Raw genomic sequence first — 22,559 nt, 5'->3', positions numbered from 1 at the left:
TGGCCAGGCACTGTCCATGGCCCAACGCCCGCCACGCGACATCACACCACGTGCGCAGTCGCTGGGGCACAAGGCAGCAGCAGCGCAAACACCCAAGAAGCTGGGCGGCTCCGTCAAAGCGCCAGCCAGCCAGGCCACTGCGACCAAGCCCGCACTGAGCAACACCCCGGCGCCTGCCAAGGCGGCGGCTGGGGCGGATTCGGATTGGGAGAGTTTTTAAGCCAGTTCGGCGATCAATTCGATCTCGACACAGGCGCCCATCGGGATCTGCGCCACACCAAAGGCGCTGCGGGCATGGGCCCCTTTTTCAGCACCAAACACCTGGCCGATCAACTCGCTGGCGCCATTGGTCACCAGATGTTGTTCGGTGAAATCGCCAGTGGAATTGACCAGGGACATCAGCTTGACGATGCGTTTGATACGGTTGAGGTCACCCACCGCCGCGTGCAAGGTGCCCAGCAAATCGATGGCAATGGCGCGTGCTGCCAGTTTGCCTTCTTCGGTGCTGATGTTTTTGCCAAGTTGACCAACCCAGACTTTGCCGTCTTTTTTGGCAATGTGACCACTTAGAAAGACCAGATTGCCGGTCTGCACAAAGGGCACATAGGCCGCAGCGGGCACAGCAACCGCAGGCAGGGTGATGTTGAGTTCAGCGAGTTTGTCGTAAATGCTCATGATGGTCCTGTGTGTGAAAAATATGCCGCTAGCCCTCTTGGATTAAGGGCTGGATGCTGCAAAAAAAAGCGCTAAAGGGGCCAATGAACGCGTTTGGCCGCGCTCATGCGGTTTCCAGTTTAGCCTGCACTCCATCGTCCGGCGAGCAGTTGGAGCCGTGGCAGCCTTCAATGGCGCTGGTGGGCAAGGCGTCGGTCAGACGCACCTGGCCGGTGGTTTCGTCGTAGCCGACATGTCGCAAGTGCTGCGCCAGCGCCGCATCCATGGTGTTGGCATGTTGCGAGAACCAAATAACCAACTCGTCAGCCATCTGCCGCACCACGGCCAGCTCACCGGCATCACCGCGCTTTTTCCCATCACGCAGCACCCTGAGAACCATCTGGTGGTGGACTGTGTGACAGTTGTTGGCGGAAAAACCGGTGTCTTTCATCCAGCGATCTTCGCGTGCAAAGTGGCTCTCGGTGTGTTCAACCAGGGCGGTCCAAAGCGCCATCAATTGCGCATCGTTTGCCTGCACAACTTGCGCCAGCAAATCGATAAATTCCTCATGGGTCTGATCCATTACCGGCACACCCATCTCAAAACTCTCCGACCACCGCAACTCTGCCATACCGATTCCTTTTTTCAACGAAGCCGCGAGCATAAACACATGCGCTTGAGGAGATTTGACCCACATCACACGAATGGGAGGTTCTGGCCTGACAAGTCGCTTGTCAGTTGTCTTTGATGTGCATCAATACAAATTTTGCTATACGAATCTAAATTGCGTTGTGCAAAAAACCAACCGAGATTGGTTGGCCAAAAAGCATATTTGAGGAGCAACTCATGTTTCAGGTTCGTATCCATGGCCGTGGCGGCCAAGGGGTGGTCACCGGTGCCGAGATGTTGTCGATCGCAGCCTTTCTGGGCGGACGCCATGCACAGGCTTTCCCCAGTTTTGGTTCGGAGCGTACCGGCGCTCCAGTGGTGGCGTTCTGCCGGATGGATGACAAGGAGATCCGCTTGCGTGAACCCATCATGCAGCCCGATGCCATCATCATCCAAGACCCCACCTTGTTACATCAGGTGGATGTGTTTGGTGGCCTCAAGACGGACGGTTATATCTTGATCAACACCACCCGCAGTTTCAACGAAATGGGGCTGGAGGAGTTCGTCAAAGGGTTTCGCCCTGAGCGCCTGTTGCTGGTGCCTGCGAGTGAGCTGGCGGTGAAACATGTGGGCCGTCCGCTGCCCAATGTGCCTTTGCTCGGGGCGTTTGCCGCCCTGTGTGGCCTGATCTCGCTGGATGCGGTGCTCAAGGCGATTGACCAGAAGTTTTCTGGTGTTGTGGCCAAGGGCAACCAGGCCGCTGCCAAAGAGGCGTTTGAGAGCGTGATGCTGCAGCAACAACAGGTCAAGGAGACACAAGATGCTTGAACAATGTGAAGGCTCCCATGCCGTGGCGCAGGCGGTGGCACTGAGCCGCCCGGAAGTGATCTGCGCCTACCCGATTTCCCCGCAAACCCACATCGTTGAAGGGCTGGGTGAGCTGGTGAAATCTGGTGAGCTCAAGGGCTGTGAGTTCATCAACGTCGAGTCTGAATTTGCTGCACTCAGTGTGGCGATTGGCTCCTCGGCTGCCGGGGCGCGTTCCTACACCGCGACCGCCAGCCAGGGCCTGCTGTTCATGGCCGAGGCGGTCTACAACGCCTCGGGCTTGGGGCTGCCGATTGTGATGACGGTGGCCAACCGCGCCATCGGCGCGCCGATCAACATCTGGAACGACCACACCGACAGCATGAGCATGCGCGACGCCGGCTGGTTGCAGCTGTTTGCCGAGACCAACCAGGAGGCGCTGGACCTGCACATCCAGGCGTTTCGCATTGCCGAGGAACTCTCTTTGCCGGTGATGGTGTGTATGGATGGTTTTATCCTGACCCACGCTTATGAGCGGGTCGACATGCCGGACCAGGCGCAGGTGGACAAATTTTTGCCGCCTTATGAGCCACGCCAGGTGCTGGACCCCAGCGACCCGGTCACGATTGGCGCGATGGTCGGGCCCGAAGCCTTCACCGAGGTGCGTTACCTGGCCCATGCCAAACAGATGCAAGCCCTTGATCTGATTCCACAGGTTGCTACAGAATTCAAAGCAATCTTTGGGCGTGATTCGGGTGGCTTGATCAAGACCTACCAAACAGAAGACGCCGACACCATCGTGATTGCGCTGGGTTCGGTGCTGGGCACCATCAAGGACACCGTGGACGATTTACGCGCCCAGGGGCACAAGGTCGGTGTACTAGGCATCACCTCGTACCGGCCGTTCCCGATCTCGGCCATCCGCGATGCCACGGTGCGGGCCGAGCGTGTGGTGGTCATTGAGAAGTGTTTTGCCGTGGGGGTGGGTGGCATTGTGTCGCGCGATGTACGCAGCGCGGTGCGCAACCGCCCGCAGCCGGTCTACACCGTGGTGGCGGGGCTGGGTGGGCGCGCCATCACCAAGGATTCTGTGAATAAATTGTTGCTGCAGGCCATGTCGGACAAGCTTGATCTGCTCACTTTTCTGGATCTGGACTGGGCGGTGGTCAACCGCGTGCTGGACCGCGAAAAAGCCCACCGGCGCTCTGGCCCGGTGGCCGAGGGTGTGCTGCGTGACCTGGGTACGGTCCACACCCGTCTGTCCTGAAACCTCCAAGAAGGCAAGATCATGGAACAAACACAGGTCAAGTTCTACCAGACCGGCACCTTTACCGTGGGCAACCGACTGCTGTCGGCGGAGCAGCGCAGTGTGCAGGCCAATGTGCAGCGCAGCAATTCGCTCAATTCAGGCCACCGCGCCTGCCAGGGTTGTGGTGAGGCGCTGGGCGCCCGCTACGCCATCGACGCCGCCATGGCGGCCACCAAGGGGCAGCTGATTGCGGCCAATGCCACCGGCTGCCTCGAGGTGTTTTCCACCCCCTACCCGGAAACCTCCTGGCAGATGCCTTGGATCCACTCGCTGTTTGGCAATGCCGCAGCGGTGGCCACCGGCATTGCCGCTGCGATGAAAGCCAAAGGCCGCAGCGATGTGCGGGTGGTGGCGCAGGGTGGGGACGGCGGCACCACCGACATCGGTTTTGGCTGTCTGTCAGGCATGTTTGAACGCAACGACGATGTGCTCTACATCTGTTATGACAACGAGGCCTACATGAACACCGGGGTGCAACGCAGCAGCGCCACACCACCGGCGGCGCGTACCGCCACCACCATGGCGATTGGTGAGCACCCGGGCAACGACTTTGGCCAAGGCAAAAACGTGCCACAAATTGCCATGGCGCATGAGATTCCCTATGTGGCAACAGCCACCGTGGCGGATCTGCGTGACCTGGAATACAAGGTCACCAAGGCGATGTCGATCCATGGCGCGCGCTACATCCACATTTTTGTGCCCTGTCCGCTGGGCTGGGGGGCAGCCTCACACGACACCATCAAACTCGCCCGGCTGGCGGTGGAGAGTGGTGTGTTTCCAGTGTTTGAGGCGGAACGTGGTGAAGTCACCGGCGTGGCCAAGATCCGCCGCCAAGTGCCGGTGGAAGACTATTTGCAACCGCAAAAACGTTTTGCCCATCTGTTTGGCAAACACCCGGACGTGGCCACACTGGCCCGTTTGCAGGCGCGGGCTGACCGCAATATCCGCCGTTTTGGCCTGTTGGAAACCAATGAGCTGAGGTAAATCATGCAAAAACCCTTTGCCATCACGCTGGACGTCGGCAGTTCGCTGGCCAACCACACCGGTTCCTGGCGCACCTCGCGCCCGGTTTATCTGAACCGCATCCCCCCGTGCAGCCACGAGTGCCCGGCGGGTGAAAACATCCAGGCCTGGCTGTTCCATGCTGAGTCGGGCAATTACGAGGCCGCTTGGCGCACCTTGGTCGAAGACAACCCGTTTCCGGCCATCATGGGCCGGGTCTGTTACCACACCTGCGAGGGGGCCTGCAACCGCGGCCAGCTCGACGCGGCCGTGGGCATCAACTCGGTGGAGCATTTCCTGGGTGACCAGGCGATTGCCCAGGGCTGGAAATTTGCCGCACCAGCGGCGGCCAGTGGCAAGAAAGTACTGGTGGTGGGCGCCGGGCCATCGGGCCTGTCCGCTGCCTACCATCTGGCACGCCTAGGCCATGCGGTCACGGTGTTTGAGGCCGGTCCCTTGCCGGGCGGCATGATGCGTTTTGGTATTCCGCAGTACCGTCTGCCGCGCCAGGTGCTCGACGACGAAGTTCAGCGGGTGGTGGATCTGGGCGTGACCATCCAGTACAACACCAAGGTCACTGACGTGTTGCAGGCCAAACAAGACGGCGGTTTTGACGCGGTGTTTCTGGCGGTGGGCGCCCACATCGCCAAACGCGCCTACATCCCGGCCGGCGACTCGGCCCATGTGCTCGATGCGGTGTCGGTGCTGCGATCGATGGAGGGGGAAGATAAACCGCTGCTGGGCCGCAAAGTGGTGATCTACGGCGGTGGCAACACCGCCATCGACGTGGCGCGCACCGCCAAACGGCTGGGTGCCACCGAGTCCATCATCGTTTACCGGCGCAACCGCGAAAAAATGCCCGCACACGATTTTGAGGTCGAGGAAGCGCTGCAGGAAGGGGTTCTGATCAAGTGGCTCTCCACCATCAAACAGGCTGGGGACGCCTCCATCACGGTCGAAAAAATGGTGCTCGACGACAAGGGTTTTCCGCAACCCACGGGCGAGTTCGAGACCCTGGAAGCCGACTCGGTGGTGCTGGCGCTGGGACAGGACGTGGATCTGTCGCTGATCGAGAAAGTGCCGGGTCTGGTGGTGCAGGACGGTGTGGTGCAGGTCAATCCACATATGATGACCGGCCACGCCGGCATTTTTGCCGGGGGCGACATGGTGCCCGCTGAGCGCAATGTCACGGTGGCCATTGGCCACGGCAAAAAAGCCGCGCGCAACATCGACGCCTGGCTCAAGGGTGAGACCTATGTGGCACCGCCTAAACACAGCGTGGCCACTTATGACAAGCTCAACACCTGGTACTACAGCGACGCCCCCAAGACGGTGCGCCCGGTGCTCGACATCATCCGCCGGCAGTCCACCTTTGAGGAGGTGCAAGGTGGGTTGGATGAAACCAATGCCCTGTTTGAAGCCCGGCGCTGCCTGTCCTGTGGCAACTGCTTTGAGTGTGACAACTGCTACGGTGTTTGCCCCGATAACGCGGTGGTCAAACTGGGCCCGGGCAAAGGCTTCGAATTCAATTACGACTACTGCAAGGGCTGCGGCATTTGTGTGTCAGAGTGCCCCTGCGGTGCTATCAAAATGGTGCCGGAGGAGGTCTGAATTGACGCACAATGACATGAGCCGATTTTGAGAAGGAGTATTTCATGTTCAAGCACATTCTGGTTCCCGTGGATGGTTCAAGCACCTCCCAAGTGGCGGTTGGCAAGGCCACCGAACTGGCCAAAGCCTTTGACAGCACGGTGACGGTCATCTACGTCATTGACCCGTACCCGTTCACCGGGGTGGGTACCGACTTTGCCTACGGACAGGCCGAGTATCTGAGTGCCGCGACCGCCGAGGCCAATGCCGCCGTGCATGCAGCCAAGGAAAGCCTGGCCGCCTCCGGTGTGAAGGTGGACACCTCGGTCATTGAGGCCCATACCGCCTGGCGCGGCATTGTCGAAGCGGGCCAGTCACTCAAGGCTGACCTGATCGTGATGGGATCGCATGGCCGCAGCGGGTTTGAGAAGCTGGTGCTTGGCAGCGTGGCCCAGGCCGTTTTGTCTCACACCAAACTGCCGGTGCTGGTGATGCGCGACTAAAAGAAAACAGCCCCAAAAGGGGCTGTTTTTCTTGCAGACAAAGGGCCTCAAGGGCCCTTTGTTGTTATCAGCTTAACCGCACTGACCCACGTAGCCGCAAGCGGTGCAGAAATCACAGCCATCTTTGTGGATGACGGTGGCGTTGCCACACTCGGGGCAAGGTTTGCCGGCCATGGTGTGGCTGGCTTCCTTGGTTTCTGGTGTATCGAGCACACCCATGTCGCGCAGCGGGAAACCTTCCTCGTTGAGGATGCCCAGCATCGCGTAGCGGTGAATGATCAGGCGGGCGATGTAGGCCACGGTAGAGGGCCACACTTGCTGGCGGCGCTCGTTGTTGGGCAGGCCCGGCACAAAGGCCATGAAGTGCCCCAGGGGTTCTGCGTAGTTCAACAACTTGCGCAGTTTCATGCCAATCCAGGCCGGGTCAATCACCCGCATGTCCAAGGAGAGCAGACGCGCCAAGCCATCCATGGCTTTGGGGTAGTTGCCGCTGAAACCGACCGCACAGGGGCGTGTCACCACACCACCGTCTGGGCTGGGCAGGTTCACTTCTTTCAAGGTCACCGTGAAGGCTTCGCTGGTGGCCGGGTTCTCGACGTCGACCGACCAGGCCAGGGTGCCAGAGGTGCCGGTTTGGGGTTCACCCCGGCTGAACATCGCATCAATCACCGGGGTGTAGGCGGGTTTAGCTTCGCTGGTACGCAACTTGGCGTTGGCCGCCAGTTGCTCGCAACGCCAGCGGATCACTGCAGCGGTGGCGGCCACCACACCCGGGAACATGCGTTTTTCGCCATGGGGCGGGAAAGGCATGTCGAAGGTGTGTTCTTCACTCACCGTGGCCAGGGCGTCGAGCTTGAGTTGTAACCAGGCCGGGTCGTTGGCGCGCAGGTCCATCGACAGGGTTTTGGCCAGAGCACCCAGGCCACGGGGTTGGTCAGAGCCATTGATCCAGACTTCAAACGGCTGCGGTGCGCCACCTTCTTCGGGCGAGAGTTCACCAATGAACAGCGCAAAGTCACCAAACGGGTGGTGCACCATGAAGGTCCAGGCCGAGTTGCCGCCCGGCAACTGCGGGCGACCAGGCCAGCGCAGGCTGGAGAGCACCGGTGCGGGCAGGCGGTCCAGCGCCAGACGGTGGTTGGCGCTGTCGATTTGTAAAGGCTTGGTCACGGCGGGCGCACTGGGGGTGACACTCAGCACCGAGCCCAGCACACTGTTGGGCCGGTAGGTGGCCAGACCCTTGAGGCCCGATTTCCAGGCCGCGGTGTACAGGTCCTGGAAGTCTTCGTAGGGGTAGTCGGCGGGCACGTTGACGGTTTTGGAGATCGCGGTGTCGATGTACGGTGCCACCGCAGCCACCATTTCCTCGTGGGCTTGAGCGCTCATCTCCAGCGCGGTGACAAAGGCCGGGGTCAGTGGTGTGTCCTCGCCCTTGAGGTGGCGGAACAGGCGCCAGGCGTGGTCTTCCACCGCGTATTCCTTGAAGCTGCCGTCGGGCATGCGTTTTTTGCGGGTATAGGTCCAGCTGAAGGCGGGCTCGATGCCATTGCTGGCGTTGTCGGCAAATGCCAGGCTGATGGTGCCGGTGGGGGCAATCGACAGCAGGTGCGAGTTGCGCAGGCCAGTCTTGCGGATGCGGTCTTTCAGGCTGGCTGGCAGACGCGAGGCAAAGGTCTGGCCGCTCAAGAACAGGTCGGCATTAAACAGAGGGAAGGCACCGCGCTCTTGTGCCAGATCGGCAGATGCTTCGTAAGCGGTGTCGCGCATCAGGATCGAGATGCGTTGTGCCATGTCGCGTGCTTGCTGGGTGTCGTAACGCAGGTTCAACATCACCAGGGTGTCGCCCAGACCGGTGAAACCCAGGCCCACGCGGCGTTTGCTGGCGGCTTCGTGTTGTTGCTGGGGCAGGGGCCAGACGGTGGCCTCCAACACGTTGTCGAGCATACGCACAGCCACGCGGGCCACGGCCGCAAAACCGGCTTCATCAAAGCTGGCTTTGCCGGTGAACGGTTTGCGCACAAAACGTGTCAGGTCAATCGAGCCCAGGCAGCAGCAGCCATAAGGCGGCAGCGGCTGCTCAGCACAGGGGTTGGTGCTGGCAATGGTTTCGCAATACGACAGGTTGTTGTCGCGGTTGATCTGGTCCAAAAACAACACGCCGGGTTCGGCATGGTCGTAGGTGGAGCGCATGATCTGGTCCCACAGGGTGCGGGCTTTGAGTTTGCGGTAGACCCAGATGCCGGTGTCCTTGTTTTGGTAAGCGCCACCTTCTTTTTGGGGCACACCCGGTTCGGCCCGGTGCACCAGCGTGAAGTCGCCATCGGCCTGCACGGCCTGCATGAATTCGTCGGTGACACCGACCGAAATGTTGAAGTTTTTCAGGTCGCCTTTGTCTTTTGCGTGGATGAATTCTTCGATGTCCGGGTGGTCGCAGCGCAGCACACCCATCTGGGCGCCACGGCGTGCACCGGCGGACTCCACGGTTTCACATGAGCGGTCAAACACCCGCATGTAACTCACCGGGCCGGAGGCGCTGCTTTGGGTGCTGCCCACCCAGGCGCCACGCGGGCGGATGCGTGAGAAGTCATAACCCACACCGCCACCGCGGCGCATGGTCTCAGCAGCTTCGGTCAGGGCGGTGTAGATGCCGGGGTGGCCATCTTCCACATGGGCTATCGAGTCACCCACGGGTTGCACAAAACAATTGATCAGCGTGGCCGACAAGGTGGTGCCAGCGGCCGACTGAATGCGGCCTGCGGGCAGGAAACCGGCTTGTAATGCCTCCAGAAACTTGCCTTCCCAGAGTTTTTGCTGCTCAGGCTGCTCCACGCTGGCCAAAGCGCGCGCCACCCGCAGGTTGACGTCGGCAATGCTGCGTTCATCACCTTTGCTGTATTTCTCGATCAGCACTTCTTCGCTGATGGGCTGGGGCGGGAGTGACAGGGCGGTATGAGCTTGCTCTGGGGTGTGCAGTGCCATGAATTGATCCTAAAAAGTGAGCGCGAAATAAAGGGTTTGATTGAGGTTCAGGGGCTTCTTGAACAAGCAGCCTGAGTGTCAAAACCGGCTCCGGACACTACATGTAGTGTTCTCGGGGCGAAATCTTACCACCTATGGTGTTCTAATTTGGGGTCGATTTGTGGCTGAAACAGTGATTTTTTGCACAATCCAAGTGATTGGCGATTGAGCCTGACTAAATCCTTGTGTGGAGATTTGAGGACAAACCCTCGGGTTGTAGTCCCGTTACCAGCGCAACTGACCGCTTATTGCGAGCCGTAGCTGGCCAGGCGCCGCACGTCCAGGATGCGGATCTCGCGTTTGTCGATCTCGATCAGGTGCTCGGCCTCCAGCTCGTGCAGGACCCGCGAGAAATACTCGGGGGTGAGCGACAACCGGGATGCGATGGTGGCTTTGCTGACAGGCAAGGAAACGGTCACAACCCCAGACTGTATCTGGCCATCTTGCTCTACATCCCGTAGCAAAAAACCGATCAGGCGCTGCATGCCGCTGCGCAGCGCATAACCTTCCACATCGTGCACCAGGCCATGCAGGCGCTTGGAGATGCCCGCCAGCATGTGCAGCGAAAAGCGGTGGTCCTGCTCGATTTCCTTGAACACCGCCTGTTTGCCCACGCTGAGCAGCAGGCTGTCGGCCAGCGACTGCACATTGATCATGTACGGGATGTCCAAAAACACAATAGCCTCGGCAAAACTCTGGCCCGGGCCCACAATTTCGATCACTTTTTCCTGGCCGCTGGGTGCCAGCATGAACAGCTTGACTTGGCCGACCACCACCACATAAAAGGCGTCACACGGGTCACCGGTGCGAAACACCATCTCACCGCGGGAGAAACGCTTGAGCTGGCAACCCTCAGACAGGCGGGCACGTTCTTCGTTGGACAGGTCGCTGAACAGCGGCATGACCGCCAGGTAACGCTGGATGTCAAAAGTGGCGTTGTTGTTTTTCATAAGGTGTTTGTCTCGGGCAGTCACATCGGGCGCTGCCGCTTGTGGGTCCATCATTGGGCTTGCCACCATACCACTGTGATGCATCAGCGGCGCGACAGGTTTGCCCATGCTTGGGTGAGTTGTTTGACCAGATCGTGTGGCCGGTGCACCAGCGCGTAACCTTGCTGGCCAAACAGCATGGGCAGGTAGTCGTGCGCCTTCTCATCAATGGTGACGCAGAAGGTCGACAGGCCCAGTGCCTGCGCCTCGCGAATGGCTTGGCGTGTGTCTTCCAGGCCGTAGCGGCCTTCGTACACATCCAGGTCATTGGGTTTGCCGTCGGTCAGCAGCATCAGCAGGCGGCGCTGTTCACCCCGGCCAGCCAGTTGCTGCGTGGCGTGGCGCACCGCAGCACCCATGCGGGTGTAGTATCCCGGGCGGATCGCGCCAACCCGGGCACGGCAGGCATCGTTCCAGGGTTCGTCAAAGGCTTTGAGGTGTTGCAGGCGCACGTGGTTGCGCCGCACCGAGCTGAAGCCCCAGACCGCAAACGGGTCATCCACCGCACTCAGCGCCTCGCCAAACACGTATAAGGCGTCGCGGATCACATCAATCACCCGTTCGGTGGGCGTGGCGTAGGCGTCGGTGGAGAGTGACAGATCGGCCATCAGCAGCGTGGCCAGGCTGCGTTCGCTCAACACCCGGCGGGTGTAGATCGGTGGTGAATCGGTATGCAGTCCACCCGCGCCTTGCAGGTCGGCGTTAAAACGCACCCAGGCGTCCAGGGCGATGTCGTCACCGCTGTCCTGGCCGTGTTGGGGCCGGGGTGCGTCGCGCAGGGTTTCGAGCTTGCGCCGGATGCGCCGGGCGGTGAGTTTGAGGGCAGGGCTGGGCACAAAAGCTGGTGCCTGGCGGGCCTGCATCACCTGCACCACACAGTGCCCGGGCAGCAGGGCGCTTTTGCGGTAATCCCACTCGGGCAGTGGCAAGCCCGGCCCCAGCGGCACATCGTCGGCACTGGCACTCGGCAGGTCCAGGTCAAATCTGACCCGGCTGGCCAGGGTCTGGCCGTCCGGGGCGATGGTCAGTGCGTCCATGTCGTTGGCGGCGGTCAGCGCGTTGCCGTCGTCCTCGTCATCCGTGCCCCGGTTGACCTTGACGTGTTCACTCCAGGTCATCAGGCCGCCGCTGTGAAACGGCAGTACCAGCGCCTGGCGTTTGTCCTGCTCCTCGGCGCGGCGGGTGCGTCGGCGTTGTTTCCCGGCATCGGTGCCTGCAGCACTCGATGGTGGTGTTGCAGGGGTTTGTGTGCGGGGTGTTTGTGCACCTTGGGCTGAACCCTGCGCGCTGAGCCAGAGCCAGACCGGGGCCACGTCCTGCGGGCCAATCACCAAGGTCGGGTGGGGGGGTATCCAGTTGCGTAAACGGGCTTGCATCTGCTCTTCGGCTAGGTGGGCCGGGCCACGCAGGGTGGTCGGGTCCGGGCGCTGCGCCAGATGGGCTTTCAGTAAAAAATCATAGCGGACGGCGAAGCCTGGAAAAGCGCTCAAGGCCATTTGGGTGGCCCGAAGGTTGTCACCCAGCCAGTCCTGGGTGTCCTCAAAAAAAGCCGATAACAGGGCCAGCCACAGGTAAAGGTCGCGGTTCAGGGCTGCTGTCTCAAACACTGCCAGTTGGCTCGGCAGGGCCAACACATCGGGCTCCCACTGGGCTAAGGCTGCCCGTTGGCCGCTGCCAGACAGGCGTTGTAACCAGCCGCGTTGACCACCTACGACCTGTTCGCTGGCCTGGGTCAGGCGTGTGGCCGGGCCACCACCTGCGCTGCGAAACAGGATACCGATCGACTTTTGCATCTGCGCCAAAGACACCGCGGCCTCGGGGTGCTCCACCCGGGCCAGTCGGGTGATGGCCTGGTGCCACCATTGACCGACCATTTCTTCCATCAGGGCGCCTCTTGGCGGGTTGGGGTGCGCTGGCGCAGGGTTTCGCGCAGTGCGTCCGCGCCAATACGCCATTCCAGCGTGGGGCTGCGTTGCTGATCGCCTTGGGAGGTTTCACAGGCATCCAGGCATTGGCCACATTGCACACACGAGAACATCATGCGTTTGATGTTGCGCGGGTTCAGCCGCATCGGGCAGGCGTTATCGCAGGCGCTACCTCGTGGCGCATCACAAGTTTTGCACTCTTTGGCGCGCTCGCGCTCAAAGGCCACTACCATGCCTTTAGGGTTGGCCATCCAGGCCAGGCTTTGGAAATAGCCCACGGCGCAGCCAAAACGGCAAAACAGATGGCGGGCAAAGGCCAGCTCCAGGCTGATCAACGACGTTCCCACGCCCAGAAAACGCAGCTGGTTGGGTGTCAGGCTGCCGTGCACCAGATTGCCCCAGATCACAGCGGGTGGTAACAGATAGGTCAGCAAGGTGATGGCCCAGACAAAACCCACCAGTACACAGCTCAGGCCAAACAGCGGCCACCAACGGGTGTTGGGCCGCTGGCCCGCGCGGGGTGTGGGGCTTTTGTCCCACAGGCTGAGCTTGCCGCAGGCGCGTTGCAGCAGGCCGTTGAGCATCTCCACCATCGAAAAATGCGGGCACAACCAGCCGCAGTACACGCGCCCGTAGCGGTAGGCGATAGTGATAAAAATAACCACCAGCCCAATTGCAGGAAGGAAAGCGCGCAACAACAGTTGTAGCGCAGCGGTGGTCGCATTGATCTCCCCGCGCGCCAGCGCGTCGATGCCCAGCGACCAGCGCAAACCCAGAAACCAGAGTTGTGCCTCAGTCAGGTCAAAACGCAGCAGGTTCAGCGCGGGCGCCAGCAGAAACAGCAGGAAAAAGCCGGTTTGGGTCATGCGTCGCCAGTCCTCCCGACCCAGTCCGGTGCGGGCCGACGTCACCGGCTTGGCCAGCGCGGCAGCGGGGCGGGACCGGTCAGGTAGCATCACCAAACAAGGCCAGCATCACCTCGTCGAGTGCTTGCGCCGTGTCCTTGTCGTCGGTGAGGGCGTCCACAATGGCCGCATGGCAGGCTTGGCGCATCGACAGGCCACTGACCACCAGCCGCCCGGCCGACACCAGCAGCCGGGTGCTCGCGGTTTCTTCCAAGTCCTGGTCGCTCAGGCTGCGCAGGGCCTTGGCCAGTTGCACCAGTTGCCGTGCTTGGGCTTGAGGCAGGCCGGTCTCCTTCTGGACGATGGACAGCTCCACCTCGGCATTGGGGTAACCCAGGCTCAGCGCCACAAAACGTTGGCGTGTGCTGGGTTTCAGACCCTTGAGCAGGTTCTGGTAACCCGGGTTGTAGGAGATCACCAACATGAATTCGTGCGGCGCCTGCAGTTGTTCACCGGTGCGCTCGATCGGCAGGATGCGCCGGTCGTCGGCCAGCGGGTGCAAGACCACCGTGGTGTCCTTGCGCGCTTCCACCACCTCGTCCAGATAACAGATCGCGCCCAGGCGCACCGCGCGTGCCAGCGGCCCGTCCGACCACTGGGTGCTGCCATTGCCGATCAGGAATCGGCCCACCAGGTCGGCCGCACTCAAATCGTCATGGCAAGACACGGTGACCAGCGGGCGCTGCAGCCGGGCTGCCATGTGCTCGACAAAGCGGGTCTTGCCACAGCCTGTGGGCCCTTTGATCAGCAGCGGCAGCTGCTGGCGCCAGGCGTGTTCAAACAGCCCACACTCGTTGCCCTGCTGGGCGTAAAACGGGATCTCAGACACGCTGTTGTGGCCTCAGTTGGAACAGGCCGGTGCTGCTTTGTTCCTCGCGGTCCTGGCTGCCGGGTGCCGCAAAAAAGCTGTACAGGTAGGTCAACAAACCCGCTAGGAAGCCCACACCACCTGCCACACGTAGCCAGTAGAAGAAACGCAGCTGCTCTTGGGTGGCCATGAAGGGCATGGCGCTGCCGTCGGTGGGCATGCGTTGCAACCAGACCTGCAGGATGCCGGCACCGGTCAGGGCCAGCACCATCAGACCCATGCTGATGGTCATGATCCAGAACGACCACATCTCAAAGGCCTGGGCGCGGCGGTTGTTGGCTTCAAAACCGCGCAGCGTCGGCATGGCATAACTGATCATCGCAATCACCACCAGCACATACGCACCGTAAAACGCCAGGTGGCCGTGGGCCGCCGTGATCTGGCTGCCGTGGGTGTAGTAGTTGATCGCGCTCAGGGTGTGCATGAAGCCCCACAGGCCAGCACCGAGGAAACCCACCACCGAGCAGCCCATCGCCCACAACAAGGCGGCCTGGTTGACGTGGTCGCGGCGGCGGCGCTGCACCATGTTGAAGGCAAACACCGTCATCATGAAAAACGGAATCGGTTCCATGGCTGAGAAGATGCTGCCCACCCACTGCCAGTAACCCGGCATACCGATGAAGAAGAAGTGGTGGCCGGTGCCCAGAATGCCGGTGATCAGCGCCATGGCAATGATCACGTAGAGCCATTTGTCGATCACCTCACGGTCCACACCGGTGGTCTTGACCAGCACAAAAGCCAGCAGCGCGCCCAGAATCAGCTCCCAGGTGCCTTCGACCCACAGGTGCACCACAAACCACCAATACATCTTGTCGCGCACCAGGTTGTCGGGATTGACAAAGCTGAACAGGAACATCAGCGCCAGTCCCCACAAGCCCATCAGCAGCACCAGCGAGATGCTGGTCTTGCGGCCCTTGAGCACGGTCATGGTGATGTTGAACAAAAAGGCCAGGCAGACCACCACAATGCCCACTTTGGTGGGCAAGGGCTGCTCCAGAAACTCGCGCCCCATGGTTTTGAGCAGCTCGTTACCCGTCAGCTCGGCCAGCTTGGCATAGGGCACCGCCAGGTAACCCACGATGGTCAGCGCACCGGCCACCAGGAAAACCCAGAACAGGACCATCGCCAGTTTGGGGCTGTAGAGCTCGGTCTCGGACTCTTCGGGCACCAGGTAATAGGCCGAGCCCATAAAACCAAACAGCAGCCAGACGATCAGCAGGTTGGTGTGCACCATACGTGCCTGGTTGAACGGGATGTACGGAAAGGCCAGATCGCCAATGACGTACTGCAGCCCGAGGGTGATGCCAAAAATGATCTGGGCAGTGAACAGCACCAGTGCCGCAATGAAGTAGTACTTGGCGACGCCCTGCGACTTGTATTTGAGTGTGATAGCTTTCATGTGAGGGGTCCTAAAGTGTTCTGTTCTGCTTCACGTTTCAGCCTTCAATGTTCGGTGGCCATTTTTCGGTGTTGATCTCGCCCGTCCAGCGCAGGAATTCGGTGATGTCGTCCAACTGTTCGGGTGTGAAGTTGAACTGCGGCATTTGCCGGCGCCCCTCAATGTGGGTGGGTTGCGAGGCGATCCAAGCTTTGATGAAGTCCGGCCCGCGACGCTTGTAGACATTGCCGAGCTCGGGCGCAAAGTAGGCGCCTTCACCCAGCAAGGTGTGGCAGCCAATGCAGTTGCGTGTCTCCCAGAGTTGTTTGCCACGCACCACCTGCTCGGTGAGCGCCTGGGCGTTGGAACGCTGGGGAATCTTGCGCTCGCTGTCGAAGATCAACGCGGCAAACACAAAGATAAAAAACACCGACCCGCCATAAAACATGTTGCGGGCCATCTGCTTGGTAAAGCCGCTGGCTTTGGGTTGACTCATGCTGGAACGCTCCTAAAAAAAGTGACAGCCGGAGGTTAGGGGGCGCCCGCAGTTGTGTCCTTGAACCACTTCAAGAATTGATGCGAATCATGTTTTTTATGTTGACAGCATGGCTTCTTGAAATAGTTCAAGGACAGCGCACCAGGGCTTTCCCATAATGGGCTTTGATTGAACGACCCACCCGGTGCCACCGGCATCCACACGCCATGAGCAAGACAGTTTCCCTACCCATCTTTTCCACCGGCCAACCGGCCACACCACCACCCACAGGCTGGCCGTTGCTGCGCCTCGGATTCCGTCCGTTTTACCTGGGGGGTGCGCTGGTGGCGGCGTTGATGGTGCCGCTGTGGCTGTTGTTGTTTTTGGGCAAGCTGTCGTTCACCCCGGCGGTGTCCCCCTTGTTGTGGCATGCCCACGAGATGTTGTTTGGTTTTGCGGCAGCGGTCGTCGTCGGTTTTTTGATGACGGCTGGCAAAAACTGGACCGGCTTGGACACCCCGCGTGGCCCGCTGCTGGGTGCGCTGGTGCTACTGTGGCTGGCCGCACGGCTGGCCTCGCTTTTCGGTTCAGCACTGGTTTATGCGGTGCTGGATGTGGCCCTGTTGCCGCTGGTTGCGCTGATTTTTGCCAGCTTGTTGTGGCGTGCCAAAAACTACCGCAACATGCCACTGGCGCTGGTTTTGCTGCTGCTGGCCACTGCCAACGGCTTGTTCTATCTGGCGGCCCTGGGTGTGCTGGACATCAATCCAATGACCACCCTGTACGCCGCGCTGGCGTTGATCACGGTGATCGAAACCGTGATTGCCGGGCGGGTGGTGCCGATGTTCACCATGACGGTGACGCCGGGCCTGAAGCTGGAAGCCTCACCCCTGCGTGAACGGGTGACACTGGCGCTGACGGCGGCTGGCCTGGCGGCGTGGGTGCTGCTGCCTGCCAACGGCGTCAGTGCCGTGGTGCTGGCGCTGGCGGGTGTGGCTCAGGCGCTGCGGCTGTGGGGCTGGCGCCCGGGCGTGACCCTGAATCGCCCGATTCTGTGGATCTTGCACTTGTCCTACGCCTGGATCGCGCTGGCCCTGGGTTTGCTGGCACTGGCGCAACTGGGCTGGTTGCCGGTGTCTGCCGGGGTGCATGCCCTGGGGCTCGGCGCCACCGGTGGCCTGATCATTGGCATGGTGACACGCACTGCACGTGGCCATACCGGGCGGCCCATCATGGCCTCCAAACTCGAGGTGGCCATGTATGTGCTGGTGATGCTGGCCACCGTGTGTCGTGTGCTGGCCTCAAGCCTGCTGATCCAGCACTACAGCCTGCTGCTGATGCTGGCCGCCACGGCCTGGAGCCTGGCGTTTGGGCTGTATCTGTGGGTTTTCACACCCTGGCTGATGGCCACGCGGCTGGATGGGAAGGATGGTTGAGCTGAGGTGAGACTGCGGAGATTGCGCAGGGCGGTTTCAGGGCCAGATGGCCTATGCCCTGGTGTCCGCACGATTGGTTGGGCCTAGATGCTTTTGCATGTTGGCGAGGGCCAGCTGCAATCGCTTGGCCAGATCTGGATCGTTGCGAGACAAGGCGCCCTCAATCCCAGCGCGGGCTTTTTCCATGAAGTTGATGCGTGTGCTGTCTGTGGCCATGTCCACAGGCTGACCCGTCGCCACCGAGACCTTCATGGTCATCCCTAGAAAAGCCGAACTCTCGTCGAGAGACATGTTGCCGCTGCGGATTTGCCCATTCATCCAGTCAAACAGGTCTTGGCGCGTCATGCTGGTGAAATCTGCTTGTTTGACGCTGGGGGCTTCCGCCGTTGCGGCTGCCAGCACGGATGAAAACGATGTGGGCTGGGTGTTTGTTGCTGCGGCGGCTTGAGCACGCCGTGTGGTGAAAGTGGGATGTGAGTCGGTGTTGATCTTCATAAAAAAACTTCCTTCTGTGGTCGATAGGCTCACGACGACCCTGACCGCCGAGTCAAGCTTGCTGCTTGGGTGTCATGGCCCAGTGAATTCATCTGCCTAACGCGGTGACCTGCCGAGTCGGGCTGGCACATGGATGGGTACAACCAGGGTCACCTCGATTGGCGCGCCGTCAAGTGTGTAGGGCTGGAACTGCATGGCACGCATGGCGTGTAAGGACGCTTCGTCCAGATCGGGGTTCCCGCAAGACGCCAGCAGCGCCGTTTTGGCCACCGTACCTTCGGCATTGATGTGGGCCTGCAGGATGGCCGGACCCGTGACCCGTCCCTTAGCCACCAGGCCAGGAACCTGGAGTTTGAAGTGGGTGAGCGGGCGAAGATCCTCAAACTTGACCACTGCGGTTGGCCAGGCTGGCCCGGCAGATTCTGCAGCTGCCGCAGGGCACGAGAGGCCCGTCAAGCTGAGCGCGGTGGCCAGGCTAAGAAGTGGTTTTATGAAAGTAGGCATAAGGGACTCTTCCAATTTAGTACGCCAGGATATTACCTGCCGCCGGACGTGAGCCGGGATTGGGCACCGCCGGTTTAGCGGATTTCGACTTTGGGTCGGCAGCCGCCGGTCAGAAATCCAAAAAACCGCGATGGCAGCCTACTGGGGCCGAATCGGCACAGTGATGGTGTCCAGTGACACCGCTTAGCTCACATGTCGTGATCTTCTGGTTGCGAAGTAGTGCGTTGGCGTTGTACCGAGCGCCTTCTTGAACATCACGATGAAGGCGGTGACAGACTCGTATCCCAGGTCGCTCGACACCCTCTGGACCGTCGCGCCGCTGGCGAGTTCGCGCAGCGCGATGACCAGATGCAGCTGCCGCCGCCATCGGCCGAAGCTCAGCCCCGTTTCCTGAACCATCAACCGCTTCAAGGATCGCTCACTCATGGCGATGTGCGTGGCCCATTCCCCAAGCGTACGTCGATCACCAGGATCTGCAGTCAGCGTAGTGGCGATAAGCGCGATCTTGGGGTGTTTGGACACGGGTAGCGCCAACCCGTCTTTGGGCATCATTGTCAGTTCGTCCAGCAAGACCCGCACGAGGCGGCCAACGTGATTGTCGGGCGCATAGCTGTCCGGTAGATCTGCCAAGCGAAGGATCATCTCGCGCAGCATTGGCGACACCGACAGTGCACAGCATTCCTGCGGCATCGCCGCTGCGCCGGGTTCGACGAACAGGTAGGACAGGCGTGCGTTGGACGTCACCTGGTTGCTATGCGGCACGCCGCCCGGAATCCAGACCCCGCAGCCCAGCGGGACAATCCAGAGGCCGTGTGCGGTTGTGCAGGTAACGGCCCCGTGCAAGGCCAGGACAAGCTGTCCCTGCCGATGCTGGTGCAGCGGCCCCTCGGCGTCGTAGTCGCTGAAGTCCAGACGCAAGGCGATCGCCGGGCGATCCGAACGGTCTGAATCAAAGTTGACGTCACAGGAACGCGGCTTTTTTGCAGATTGGCCCGATTTGGAGATCATATGGCATTATCTTCAAATTCAGAATGGCTGCAAATCGCTATCGTCGGTGGTTTCAACACCTTGATGGAGACTTTGATGCGAATTGCTGTCGTTGGCGCAACCGGAAGAATCGGTGCGAAACTCACCCGGACCCTGCTGGGTGCCGGGCACCAGGTAAGAGCCCTATCTCGGGGCGGTCCAGCCCTCGACGCACTGGTCGAGATCGGAGCAGAGCCGTTTTTAGGCAGCTTCGACACAGGCGCGGGACAACTCGACACATTCTTTCAGGATGCTGATGCCGCATTCCTGATGGTCAAGACCGACTGGAACAACATTGAAGGGCACTATCCGGTGGTTGCTCAGCGTTTTGTCGATGCGCTTCGCAATTCGCCGGTCAGGCTGGCTGTTAGCTTGTCCGCCATGGGGTCGGATGTGAAGGGCAAGACCGGCCATTTTGAAAGCTTTTATCACCTGGATCACAAGCTGAACGAGTTGAGCAACATCGACCTGGTGCATCTGCGTGCTGCCTGGTTCATGGAAAACACCTTGGCTTGGACCGGCTCAGTCGCCAAGTATGGCCGGATCGCGTGGTCCTGTGAGCCAGATCTCAAGATGCCATGGGTGGCCACTGACGACATCGCTGATCTTGCCGCGAAGGAATTGAGCCATCCGACAGGCGAGCACCGCGTCATCCGGGAGGTCGGATCGCAGGACCTCACGATGCTTGAGGTGGCTGCGATCATCGGTGCGGAGATTGGTCGACCGGTGGACTATCGTTTCATCGACAGAACGCGCACTGATGTCCAAGCTGAGTATCTTAAGAGATTTGGGACGCCGGAACATTGGCTTGATGACAGTCTGACATCTGACGCCTTGAACCATGGCGTGGTGCGTTTCCATGGTGACCATGATGTCCGTCCCCCGCTGCCCACCAGCATGGAGGCGGTCATCAGAGACGTTTGGAAACCGCGATATCTGGAGGCGGTGGCCGATGGACAGCTGCCCGAAACATTTCCAATGTGGTGCGCAAGGGATGAACTGGACTTGCGCCAAGCGCCATGAACCTGCTTGCGGCTGATCTCGCCACCCTTGTGGGTTGTCCTTGAGCAACGATAGGCCAGGACCTGGCCTCACATCACCCCGTCAAACATCATCACCTTGACCAGCTCACCAACCTGGACCGTGCCCTGGTCGTGGTCCAGCACGATCAGGCCGTTGGCGCGGGCCATGGAGCTGAGCACACCCGAGCCCTGGTTGCCGGTGGTTATGACCTGCAATGTGCCGTCGGCCGCAGTGCTGACGATGCCGCGCTGGTACTCGGTGCGGCCGGGTTTTTTGGGGAAAACTTCGCTGGCATGGGCTTGCAACAACGGAGGTGAGGCGGCAGTGCAGCCCATCAAACGCAACAGGGCAGGGCGCACAAAGGCCAGAAAACTCACCATCGCCGCCACCGGGTTGCCGGGCAGGCCAAACAGGATGGCTGAGTCGGCTGGACGACTGCCATTTTCATAGCTGCCAGCCCTTTGGATAAAAGGGCTAGAGGCCAATTTGTCTTTGAAGATCCGGCCCACTGCCAGTGGGCGGCCTGGACGCATCGCGACACGCCAGAAGGCCACCTCACCGAGCTGGGCCATGGTCTGTTTGGTGTGGTCGGCTTCACCCACACTGACGCCGCCGCTGGTGATGATGGCGTCGGCCTGGCTGGCGGCTTGTTCAAACGCGGCTTGTAATGCGGCCGGTTCGTCGCGTACCACACCCAGGTCGATCACCTCACACCCGAGTCGGGTCAGCAGGCCAAACAGGGTGTAGCGGTTGCTGTCGTACACCGCACCTGGGCGCGGTGGCTCACCCAGGCTCAGGATTTCGTTGCCGGTGGACAAGGTGGCCACCTTCAGGCGTCGATACACCGGCACACTTTGCAAGCCCAAACTGGCCACCAGCCCAATTGCAGCGGGTGTTAGTAGCTCACCTTTGTGTAGCGCAGGTTGGCCTTGTTGCAGGTCTTCACCCATCAGGCGGCAGTTGTCGCCGGGTTGGACGGTGTCAGGCGGCAGCTTGATGTGGGTGTTGTTGCGCCTGACGAGCTCTTGTGGCACCACGGTGTCCAGACCAGGCGGCATCATGGCGCCGGTCATGATCTGCAGGCATTCACCCGCTTGCAGATTGCCCGTCCAGGCCTGACCGGCCAGCACGCTTCCTACAACCTTCAGGCTCAAGCCCTCTCCGGGCTTGAGCTGGCTGCTTTTAAAAGCGTAGCCGTCCATGGCCGAGTTGTTGTGCGGTGGCACGCTGATGGGCGAAATGATGTCTGCCGCCAGTACCCGCCCAAGCGCCTGGCACAGACCCAACTGCTGCACCTCGGTCACCGGCTGCACCAACTTCGCCAAAACGGCAGTCACGCTGTCGGCAGACATGTTGTGCGGGTTGTAGCCGACCAGGTCGGTTGTTATCTGGTCCAGTGTGTTCATGGGCTGTGGCGCTCCACCTGCTGCAGTTCGGTTGGGGTGTTGGCGTTAAAAAAGGCCAGCGGATCATCACCCGCTTGGTCAAACGGCACCAACACGGTGTGGTGCTGCGCGGTCCAGGCGCCGACTTTGCGGCCACCTGTCTGGGTGAAGTGTGTCAGGCTATTTCGCAGCTCAGCGCGCAGCAGGCAAAACACCGGCTGGGGGCGCAATGACTGCTGACCGTTGTCATCAGCTTCTGGTGCGCTGGCCATCGCGATGTCGGCTTGATGGGTTTCCAGCGCAGCAGCCAGCCGGCTGCTCAGGTCCAGCGGGAAAAGTGGTGTGTCACAAGGCAGGGTCAGCAAATAGGGGGTGTTGCAGTGCACCAACCCGACCAGAAAACCCGCCAGTGGCCCGGCGAAGTCGGCCAGCTCATCCGACACCACCGGAACCCCAAAGGCGGCGTAGGTGTTCAGATGGCGGTTGGCGTTGATCAACATGTGGCCAACACCCCCACTGCTTTGCAGGCGCTGGAGCGTGTGTTGTGCCAGCGGCACTCCGTTGAAAAGCAGCAAACCTTTGTCCACACCACCCATGCGTGTGCCGCGTCCACCCGACAGGACCATTCCGGTGATGTCCGAAGCGTCAATCATGGGGT

General features: G+C 60.6%; 21 protein-coding genes and 1 pseudogene. 8 read left to right on the top strand and 14 right to left on the bottom strand.

Annotated features, from left to right (window positions below):
* Nucleotides 1–220 (top strand): annotated as a pseudogene (locus KKO72_RS16105) (hypothetical protein); the annotation flags it as partial.
* On the opposite strand, the gene KKO72_RS16100 reads toward KKO72_RS16105, so the two are convergent.
* The gene (locus tag KKO72_RS16100; RefSeq protein WP_214941057.1) at nucleotides 217–675 is read right to left on the bottom strand and encodes a RidA family protein; all 459 of its coding nucleotides are present in this window, start codon (nucleotides 673–675) and stop codon (nucleotides 217–219) included. The pseudogene KKO72_RS16105 and the gene KKO72_RS16100 sit on opposite strands and share 4 nt — an antisense overlap.
* A gap of 103 nt (nucleotides 676–778) precedes the next feature.
* Nucleotides 779–1,351, bottom strand: a complete 573-nt coding sequence (locus KKO72_RS16095; protein ID WP_371736894.1) for a hemerythrin domain-containing protein — start codon at nucleotides 1,349–1,351, stop codon at nucleotides 779–781.
* A gap of 149 nt (nucleotides 1,352–1,500) precedes the next feature.
* Between KKO72_RS16095 and KKO72_RS16090 the strand changes: the two genes are divergently transcribed.
* From KKO72_RS16090 to KKO72_RS16070, 5 genes are read left to right on the top strand one after another with little or no spacing between them, the layout of a single operon-like run.
* On the top strand, nucleotides 1,501–2,091 hold the full coding sequence (locus KKO72_RS16090) for a 2-oxoacid:acceptor oxidoreductase family protein (protein WP_214941054.1): 591 nt from the start codon (nucleotides 1,501–1,503) through the stop codon (nucleotides 2,089–2,091).
* The gene (locus KKO72_RS16085; RefSeq protein WP_214941051.1) at nucleotides 2,084–3,337 is read left to right on the top strand and encodes a transketolase C-terminal domain-containing protein; all 1,254 of its coding nucleotides are present in this window, start codon (nucleotides 2,084–2,086) and stop codon (nucleotides 3,335–3,337) included. Before KKO72_RS16090 ends, KKO72_RS16085 begins: the two co-directional genes overlap by 8 nt.
* Before the next feature lie 21 nt (nucleotides 3,338–3,358).
* On the top strand, nucleotides 3,359–4,363 hold the full coding sequence (locus KKO72_RS16080; protein WP_214941048.1) for a thiamine pyrophosphate-dependent enzyme: 1,005 nt from the start codon (nucleotides 3,359–3,361) through the stop codon (nucleotides 4,361–4,363).
* 3 nt (nucleotides 4,364–4,366) lie between these two features.
* Nucleotides 4,367–5,992 (top strand): NAD(P)-binding protein, encoded by a 1,626-nt coding sequence (locus KKO72_RS16075; protein WP_214941045.1) that lies wholly within the window; start codon nucleotides 4,367–4,369, stop codon nucleotides 5,990–5,992.
* A gap of 44 nt (nucleotides 5,993–6,036) precedes the next feature.
* Nucleotides 6,037–6,474, top strand: a complete 438-nt coding sequence (locus KKO72_RS16070) for a universal stress protein (RefSeq protein ID WP_214941041.1) — start codon at nucleotides 6,037–6,039, stop codon at nucleotides 6,472–6,474.
* A gap of 72 nt (nucleotides 6,475–6,546) precedes the next feature.
* Here KKO72_RS16070 and KKO72_RS16065 read toward each other — a convergent pair whose 3' ends face one another.
* The 7 genes from KKO72_RS16065 to KKO72_RS16035 form a co-directional block, all read right to left on the bottom strand.
* On the bottom strand, nucleotides 6,547–9,453 hold the full coding sequence (locus KKO72_RS16065) for an adenosylcobalamin-dependent ribonucleoside-diphosphate reductase (RefSeq protein WP_214941039.1): 2,907 nt from the start codon (nucleotides 9,451–9,453) through the stop codon (nucleotides 6,547–6,549).
* A gap of 284 nt (nucleotides 9,454–9,737) precedes the next feature.
* Nucleotides 9,738–10,442: a Crp/Fnr family transcriptional regulator gene (locus KKO72_RS16060; RefSeq protein ID WP_214941069.1), complete on the bottom strand. Its 705-nt coding sequence runs from the start codon at nucleotides 10,440–10,442 to the stop codon at nucleotides 9,738–9,740.
* Nucleotides 10,443–10,525: 83 nt separating this feature from the next.
* Nucleotides 10,526–12,364: a nitric oxide reductase activation protein NorD gene (locus KKO72_RS16055; protein ID WP_214941036.1), complete on the bottom strand. Its 1,839-nt coding sequence runs from the start codon at nucleotides 12,362–12,364 to the stop codon at nucleotides 10,526–10,528.
* A complete protein-coding gene (locus KKO72_RS16050) occupies nucleotides 12,364–13,362 on the bottom strand; it encodes a 4Fe-4S binding protein (RefSeq protein WP_214941066.1) in 999 nt (332 codons plus the stop codon). Before KKO72_RS16050 ends, KKO72_RS16055 begins: the two co-directional genes overlap by 1 nt.
* Nucleotides 13,352–14,140 (bottom strand): CbbQ/NirQ/NorQ/GpvN family protein, encoded by a 789-nt coding sequence (locus tag KKO72_RS16045; RefSeq protein ID WP_214941033.1) that lies wholly within the window; start codon nucleotides 14,138–14,140, stop codon nucleotides 13,352–13,354. Before KKO72_RS16045 ends, KKO72_RS16050 begins: the two co-directional genes overlap by 11 nt.
* Complete coding sequence (locus tag KKO72_RS16040) at nucleotides 14,133–15,578, bottom strand: cbb3-type cytochrome c oxidase subunit I (RefSeq protein ID WP_214941030.1); 1,446 nt, start codon at nucleotides 15,576–15,578, stop codon at nucleotides 14,133–14,135. Before KKO72_RS16040 ends, KKO72_RS16045 begins: the two co-directional genes overlap by 8 nt.
* Before the next feature lie 37 nt (nucleotides 15,579–15,615).
* A complete protein-coding gene (locus KKO72_RS16035; protein WP_214941027.1) occupies nucleotides 15,616–16,053 on the bottom strand; it encodes a cytochrome c in 438 nt (145 codons plus the stop codon).
* Nucleotides 16,054–16,259: 206 nt separating this feature from the next.
* Here KKO72_RS16035 and KKO72_RS16030 point away from each other — a divergent pair, with 206 nt between their 5' ends.
* Nucleotides 16,260–17,468, top strand: a complete 1,209-nt coding sequence (locus tag KKO72_RS16030; protein ID WP_214941024.1) for an NnrS family protein — start codon at nucleotides 16,260–16,262, stop codon at nucleotides 17,466–17,468.
* A 51-nt stretch (nucleotides 17,469–17,519) separates the two neighbouring features.
* Here KKO72_RS16030 and KKO72_RS16025 read toward each other — a convergent pair whose 3' ends face one another.
* The 3 genes from KKO72_RS16025 to KKO72_RS16015 form a co-directional block, all read right to left on the bottom strand.
* On the bottom strand, nucleotides 17,520–17,963 hold the full coding sequence (locus KKO72_RS16025; protein ID WP_251140709.1) for a hypothetical protein: 444 nt from the start codon (nucleotides 17,961–17,963) through the stop codon (nucleotides 17,520–17,522).
* Nucleotides 17,964–18,059: 96 nt separating this feature from the next.
* Nucleotides 18,060–18,467, bottom strand: a complete 408-nt coding sequence (locus tag KKO72_RS16020) for an energy transducer TonB (protein ID WP_214941021.1) — start codon at nucleotides 18,465–18,467, stop codon at nucleotides 18,060–18,062.
* Nucleotides 18,468–18,650: 183 nt separating this feature from the next.
* A complete protein-coding gene (locus KKO72_RS16015; RefSeq protein WP_214941018.1) occupies nucleotides 18,651–19,475 on the bottom strand; it encodes a helix-turn-helix domain-containing protein in 825 nt (274 codons plus the stop codon).
* Here KKO72_RS16015 and KKO72_RS16010 point away from each other — a divergent pair, their 5' ends adjacent.
* Nucleotides 19,476–20,516, top strand: a complete 1,041-nt coding sequence (locus KKO72_RS16010) for an NmrA family NAD(P)-binding protein (protein ID WP_214941015.1) — start codon at nucleotides 19,476–19,478, stop codon at nucleotides 20,514–20,516. It begins immediately after the preceding gene.
* 68 nt (nucleotides 20,517–20,584) lie between these two features.
* Here the strand turns inward: KKO72_RS16010 and glp are convergent, their stop codons facing one another.
* Nucleotides 20,585–21,922 (bottom strand): gephyrin-like molybdotransferase Glp, encoded by a 1,338-nt coding sequence (glp, locus tag KKO72_RS16005; protein WP_214941012.1) that lies wholly within the window; start codon nucleotides 21,920–21,922, stop codon nucleotides 20,585–20,587.
* Entirely contained in the window at nucleotides 21,919–22,554 is a 636-nt protein-coding gene (gene mobA, locus KKO72_RS16000; RefSeq protein ID WP_214941009.1) for a molybdenum cofactor guanylyltransferase MobA, read from the bottom strand. Before mobA ends, glp begins: the two co-directional genes overlap by 4 nt.
* Nucleotides 22,555–22,559 lie beyond the last annotated feature (5 nt).

Origin of the sequence: Rhodoferax sp. U11-2br (assembly GCF_018619435.1) — a bacterium.
Lineage (GTDB): Bacteria > Pseudomonadota > Gammaproteobacteria > Burkholderiales > Burkholderiaceae_C > Rhodoferax.
This window is presented reverse-complemented; position numbering and strand designations above follow the sequence as displayed.

Excerpts from the sequence above, each read along its gene's own strand:
- KKO72_RS16100 (WP_214941057.1), bottom strand. The coding sequence starts at position 675 with ATGAGCATTTACGACAAACTCGCTGAACTCAACATCACCCTGCCTGCG.
- KKO72_RS16095 (WP_371736894.1), bottom strand. The coding sequence starts at position 1,351 with ATGTGGGTCAAATCTCCTCAAGCGCATGTGTTTATGCTCGCGGCTTCG.
- KKO72_RS16090 (WP_214941054.1), top strand. The coding sequence starts at position 1,501 with ATGTTTCAGGTTCGTATCCATGGCCGTGGCGGCCAAGGGGTGGTCACC.
- KKO72_RS16085 (WP_214941051.1), top strand. The coding sequence starts at position 2,084 with ATGCTTGAACAATGTGAAGGCTCCCATGCCGTGGCGCAGGCGGTGGCA.
- KKO72_RS16080 (WP_214941048.1), top strand. The coding sequence starts at position 3,359 with ATGGAACAAACACAGGTCAAGTTCTACCAGACCGGCACCTTTACCGTG.
- KKO72_RS16075 (WP_214941045.1), top strand. The coding sequence starts at position 4,367 with ATGCAAAAACCCTTTGCCATCACGCTGGACGTCGGCAGTTCGCTGGCC.
- KKO72_RS16070 (WP_214941041.1), top strand. The coding sequence starts at position 6,037 with ATGTTCAAGCACATTCTGGTTCCCGTGGATGGTTCAAGCACCTCCCAA.
- KKO72_RS16065 (WP_214941039.1), bottom strand. The coding sequence starts at position 9,453 with ATGGCACTGCACACCCCAGAGCAAGCTCATACCGCCCTGTCACTCCCG.
- KKO72_RS16060 (WP_214941069.1), bottom strand. The coding sequence starts at position 10,442 with ATGAAAAACAACAACGCCACTTTTGACATCCAGCGTTACCTGGCGGTC.
- KKO72_RS16055 (WP_214941036.1), bottom strand. The coding sequence starts at position 12,364 with ATGGAAGAAATGGTCGGTCAATGGTGGCACCAGGCCATCACCCGACTG.
- KKO72_RS16050 (WP_214941066.1), bottom strand. The coding sequence starts at position 13,362 with ATGCTACCTGACCGGTCCCGCCCCGCTGCCGCGCTGGCCAAGCCGGTG.
- KKO72_RS16040 (WP_214941030.1), bottom strand. The coding sequence starts at position 15,578 with ATGAAAGCTATCACACTCAAATACAAGTCGCAGGGCGTCGCCAAGTAC.
- KKO72_RS16035 (WP_214941027.1), bottom strand. The coding sequence starts at position 16,053 with ATGAGTCAACCCAAAGCCAGCGGCTTTACCAAGCAGATGGCCCGCAAC.
- KKO72_RS16030 (WP_214941024.1), top strand. The coding sequence starts at position 16,260 with ATGAGCAAGACAGTTTCCCTACCCATCTTTTCCACCGGCCAACCGGCC.
- KKO72_RS16025 (WP_251140709.1), bottom strand. The coding sequence starts at position 17,963 with ATGAAGATCAACACCGACTCACATCCCACTTTCACCACACGGCGTGCT.
- KKO72_RS16020 (WP_214941021.1), bottom strand. The coding sequence starts at position 18,467 with ATGCCTACTTTCATAAAACCACTTCTTAGCCTGGCCACCGCGCTCAGC.
- KKO72_RS16015 (WP_214941018.1), bottom strand. The coding sequence starts at position 19,475 with ATGATCTCCAAATCGGGCCAATCTGCAAAAAAGCCGCGTTCCTGTGAC.
- KKO72_RS16010 (WP_214941015.1), top strand. The coding sequence starts at position 19,476 with ATGGCATTATCTTCAAATTCAGAATGGCTGCAAATCGCTATCGTCGGT.
- glp (WP_214941012.1), bottom strand. The coding sequence starts at position 21,922 with ATGAACACACTGGACCAGATAACAACCGACCTGGTCGGCTACAACCCG.
- mobA (WP_214941009.1), bottom strand. The coding sequence starts at position 22,554 with ATGATTGACGCTTCGGACATCACCGGAATGGTCCTGTCGGGTGGACGC.